This window comes from Chloroflexus sp. (assembly GCF_034432675.1).
Lineage (GTDB): Bacteria > Chloroflexota > Chloroflexia > Chloroflexales > Chloroflexaceae > Chloroflexus.
Genome location: NZ_DAOUBI010000190.1, coordinates 1 through 4409, shown reverse-complemented (window position 1 = coordinate 4409; position 4409 = coordinate 1). Strand labels below are relative to the sequence as shown.

Here is a 4409-nt window from a genome sequence, read left to right as displayed (position 1 = left end):
CTTGCCGTGGTCAACGTGACCGATGGTGCCGACGTTAATGTGCGGTTTCGTCCGCTCGAATTTCTGCTTGGCCATTGTTTGATTCCTCCGCGTTCTTGCGCGATCTACTTAATCCCTATCATCAGCCAGAGATGGCTATTTCCCGATCAGACCAGGCGGCGTAGATAGCGGTTGGTAGCAGCCGATGCGTTGTTTGTTCAGGAATTGCCAACTCACCAGCACTCACATAACCGGCAAACGGCGCCATCGTCTCTGCAAGCAAATTACCGATGGTCAACGCCGAGATCGTCGTTGCATAAGCGCACACCAACACTCCGAGTGGTTGCTGGCTCAGCAAGCGAGCGCACTGGGCCAGCAAATGCGGTAATTGTTCGTGCAAGCGCCAGATTTCACCATTTGGCCCACGCCCGAAGACTGGCGGATCGAGCAAGATCAGATCGTACCGATTACCACGCCGCAATTCACGGGCAACAAATTTACCGACATCATCGATCAGCCACCTGATGGGGCGATCCGTCAGTTCGGCCAGAGCCTGATTTTCTTGCGCCCAACGCACTGCGGGCTTAGAAGCATCAACGTGGGTAACGTGAGCACCACAGTGCGCAAGATGCAGGCTACTTAAGCCAGTATATCCAAACAATACCAGTGCTCGCGGTTGCGAGCGGCGTTGCACCTGGCGAGCCAGCCAGTCCCAATGGGCACTATGTTCAGGGAAGACACCAGTATGACGAAACGGTGTCAGACGAACCCAGCAACGAACCCCATTGGCATCAAGTGGCCAGCGTTCGGGCAAGGAATGGTGTTGATGCCACTCGCCTGGCCCGTCTTCGCCACGCGAACGACGAAAGGTTGCATCGGCCTGCTGCCACGCGGACGCCGGCAAACGAGGCGTCCAAATCGCCTGTGTTTCCGGCCTGGCCAACACGTATGGCCCGAACCGCTCCAGCTTGGCACCGTACCCTGAATCGAGCAGCTCATAATCGGCCCAGCGCGGCGGTGTTAACAGGCGCAGCTCCATCGTCGTCGAAAAAAGGGACGACCGCACGGGGCGACCGTCCCCGATCCCATCACTAATTCGCACTACGCTTCTCGATAATCTCCTTCGCCAACGCGTCAGGCAGCGGCTCGTAATGGTCGAATTCCATTGACGACGTTGCCCGACCCTGTGTTGCCGAGCGGAGATCGGTCATATAACCGAACATATTTGCCAACGGTACGAAAGCACGAACCACCTGTGCATTACCGCGGGCCTCCATTCCCTCGATCCGGCCACGGCGAGAGTTAAAATCACCAATTACCGTACCGAGGAATTCTTCAGGAGTAACCGTCTCGACCTTCATGATCGGTTCGAGCAATTGCGGTTTACCACGACGCACAGCATCTTTCAGACACATCGAGGCGGCGATCTTAAAGGCCATTTCCGACGAGTCAACCTCGTGGTACGAACCATCGTACAGCGTGGCCTTAACATCGACTACCGGATAACCGGCGATTACACCAGTCTGCATCGCTTCACGCAGACCCTGCTCAACGGCGGGAATGTACTCTTTCGGAATGACACCACCAACGATGGCATTCACGAACTCGAAGCCACTCCCAGGGGGCAGCGGCTCAAACTTGATCTTCACGTGACCGTACTGACCCTTACCACCAGTCTGGCGCACAAAGCGCGTCTCCTGATCGACCGGAAGCGTGATCGTTTCACGGTAAGAGACCTGTGGCTTACCCTGATTCGCCTCGACCTTATATTCACGGCGCATCCGGTCAAGGATCACTTCAAGGTGAAGCTCACCCATACCCTTGATGATCGTTTGGCCAGTCTCAGAATCGGTGTAAACACGGAAGGTCGGATCCTCTTCAGCCAGACGGCTGAGAGCAATCGACATCTTATCCTGATCGGCCTTCGTCTTTGGCTCGACAGCCAGCTCAATCACCGGTTCAGGGAAGCGGATGCTTTCGAGCACAATCGGATGGTCGGGATCACAAATTGTATCGCCAGTGTATGAATTCTTCGGGCCGACCATCGCAGCAATTTCGCCGGCATACACCTCTTCAATATCCTCGCGATGGTTGGCATGCATGCGCAGGATACGACCAAGGCGCTCACGCTGATTACGGGTCGAATTCAGGACATAAGAACCTTTGGTGATTTTACCTGCATAGACGCGGAAGTAGGCCAGCTTCCCAACATACGGATCGGCGACGATCTTGAAGACGAGCGCTGTGAATGGTGCGTCGTCACTGACTGGGCGAGTAATAACCTCAACCCCTTCATCACCCATCACCTGACCGGGGAGCGTACCGGTAATAGCCGGGCGGTCGAGCGGCGACGGCAGATATTCAACCACTGCATCAAGCAGTTTCTGCACACCCTTATTACGCAACGCCGCACCACAGAGCACCGGCACCAACTTGCGCTCGATAGTTGCCTTGCGCAGACCGCGCTTCAGCTCCTCGACGGTCAACTCCTGCCCTTCGAGGTAGAGCAGCGTCAACTCATCGTCGGTTTCAGCAATCATCTCGATCAACTCATTACGAGCCTGCTCGGCAGCGGGGCGCAGTTCAGCAGGAATCTCCTCTTCGCGAATATCCTTACCAAGGTCGTCGTAATAGACCGTGGCCTTCATCTTGAAGAGGTCGATTGTTCCACGGAACGAGTCTTCAACCCCAATCGGCAACTGGACAATAGCCGGCTTTGCACCGAGGCGATCCTTAATCATTTGTACACAGCGCTCGAAGCTAGCACCAACGCGATCCATTTTATTAACAAAACAGATGCGCGGCACATTATATTTATCGGCCTGTCGCCAGACTGTCTCTGATTGAGGTTCAACACCAGCCACGCCGTCGAACACGACGACGCCGCCATCAAGCACGCGCAGTGATCGTTCCACCTCTACAGTAAAATCGACGTGGCCGGGAGTATCGATAATGTTAATCCGATACTCTACGCCGTCTAGGCGCCAGGGCGCAGTCGTCGCAGCGGCGGTAATCGTAATCCCGCGCTCCTGCTCCTGCGGCATCCAGTCCATTGTCGCGGTACCTTCGTGAACCTCACCGATCTTATACGTACGGCCGGTATAAAACAAAATCCGCTCGGTCGTTGTGGTTTTACCCGCGTCAATATGGGCGATAATGCCGATATTGCGTATCTTATCGAGTTCGATCTGACGTGGCATACCCGTCACATACTCCTAACGTGAGGCAATCGTAGTTGCCATAAACCTCTTGCCGATAACCGGGATTAGAGCCGGCCATAGTGAGCGAAAGCACGGTTGGCTTCCGCCATACGATGGACATCTTCCTTACGCTTAATTGTCGTACCGGTATTGTTATAGGCATCGATCAACTCGGCTGCAAGGCGTTCAACCATCGGCTTACCGGTGCGAGCACGAGCCGACATCAACAGCCAGCGCATAGCCAGTGAATAGCGACGGTCACTCTTCACTTCAACCGGCACCTGGTAGGTAGCACCGCCAACGCGCTTCGGTCGCACTTCAATTGAAGGGCTGGCATTCCGCAGCGCCTGCTCAAAAATCTCCATTTGCGGCTTCTTGAGCCGCTCGGCAGCCAGATCAAGCGCCTGATACACGATACGCTCGGCAAGACTCTTCTTACCGCGCTCCATAACTTTATTAATAAATTTCTGAACGAGAACGCTATTATAGCGCGCATCAGGTGGAATTGGTCGTCGTTCAATATTACCGCGACGGGGCATAACGCACCTCTCCTACTTCTTGCCACCACCCTTGCCAACCGGCTGGTTCTTCTTCGTACCGTACTTACTGCGGCCCTGCTTGCGCCCATTCACACCTTGGGTGTCGAGCGTGCCGCGAACGATGTGATAGCGCACACCGGGCAAGTCCTTCACACGACCGCCGCGGATCAGCACAACCGAGTGCTCTTGCAGATTGTGCCCCTCACCAGGAATGTATGCCGTCACCTCAAGGCCGTTGGAGAGCCGCACGCGAGCGATTTTCCGCAGCGCCGAGTTAGGCTTCTTCGGCGTCATGGTGGTCACTTTCGTGCAGACGCCGCGCTTTTGTGGCGATCCGCGGCCGCGAGTCAGCTTCCCCTTCAGCGAGTTGTAGGTGAAGCGCAGGGCCGGGGCTTTGGTCTTCTTCACCACCGGCTTGCGCGGCTTCCGAACAAGTTGGTTAATGGTCGGCATGTAATGCTCTCCTTCAAACCGGCCTGCTAACAACAATCTCTTGCAGACAAAATAATAACTGGCCCAAAGATCTGGTCGCAGTATGCCACTGCGCCTTAGAAGTGGGCCGCATGGCGCACAAAGATTTCGCTGCGCATTTCTTTGCAGCAGTTATGGAGTATAGCACCGGCTGCGGGCTTTGTCAAACACTGTGGATAGGTTTAGCGCTCAGGAGGTTCGCGTCTGGATTGAGCTGCTG

The 4409-nt window shown here is 55.3% G+C and carries 4 protein-coding genes; all 4 read right to left on the bottom strand.

All coding sequences use genetic code 11. The features are described 5' to 3' along the window. Window positions 1–121 precede the first annotated feature (121 nt). The 4 genes from VAE55_RS14645 to rpsL all read right to left on the bottom strand — a co-directional run bounded on the left by VAE55_RS14645 (window position 122) and on the right by rpsL (window position 4171). Window positions 122–1018 carry a class I SAM-dependent methyltransferase gene (locus VAE55_RS14645; RefSeq protein ID WP_416181208.1) on the bottom strand — a complete coding sequence of 299 codons (897 nt, stop codon included), beginning with the start codon at window positions 1016–1018 and terminating at the stop codon, window positions 122–124. Window positions 1019–1070: 52 nt separating this feature from the next. After that, on the bottom strand, window positions 1071–3179 hold the full coding sequence (gene fusA / locus VAE55_RS14640; RefSeq protein WP_322816487.1) for an elongation factor G: 2109 nt from the start codon (window positions 3177–3179) through the stop codon (window positions 1071–1073). A gap of 65 nt (window positions 3180–3244) precedes the next feature. Continuing rightward, the gene (gene rpsG, locus VAE55_RS14635; protein ID WP_012258227.1) at window positions 3245–3718 is read right to left on the bottom strand and encodes a 30S ribosomal protein S7; all 474 of its coding nucleotides are present in this window, start codon (window positions 3716–3718) and stop codon (window positions 3245–3247) included. A gap of 12 nt (window positions 3719–3730) precedes the next feature. Continuing rightward, complete coding sequence (gene rpsL / locus VAE55_RS14630; protein ID WP_012258226.1) at window positions 3731–4171, bottom strand: 30S ribosomal protein S12; 441 nt, start codon at window positions 4169–4171, stop codon at window positions 3731–3733. Window positions 4172–4409 lie beyond the last annotated feature (238 nt).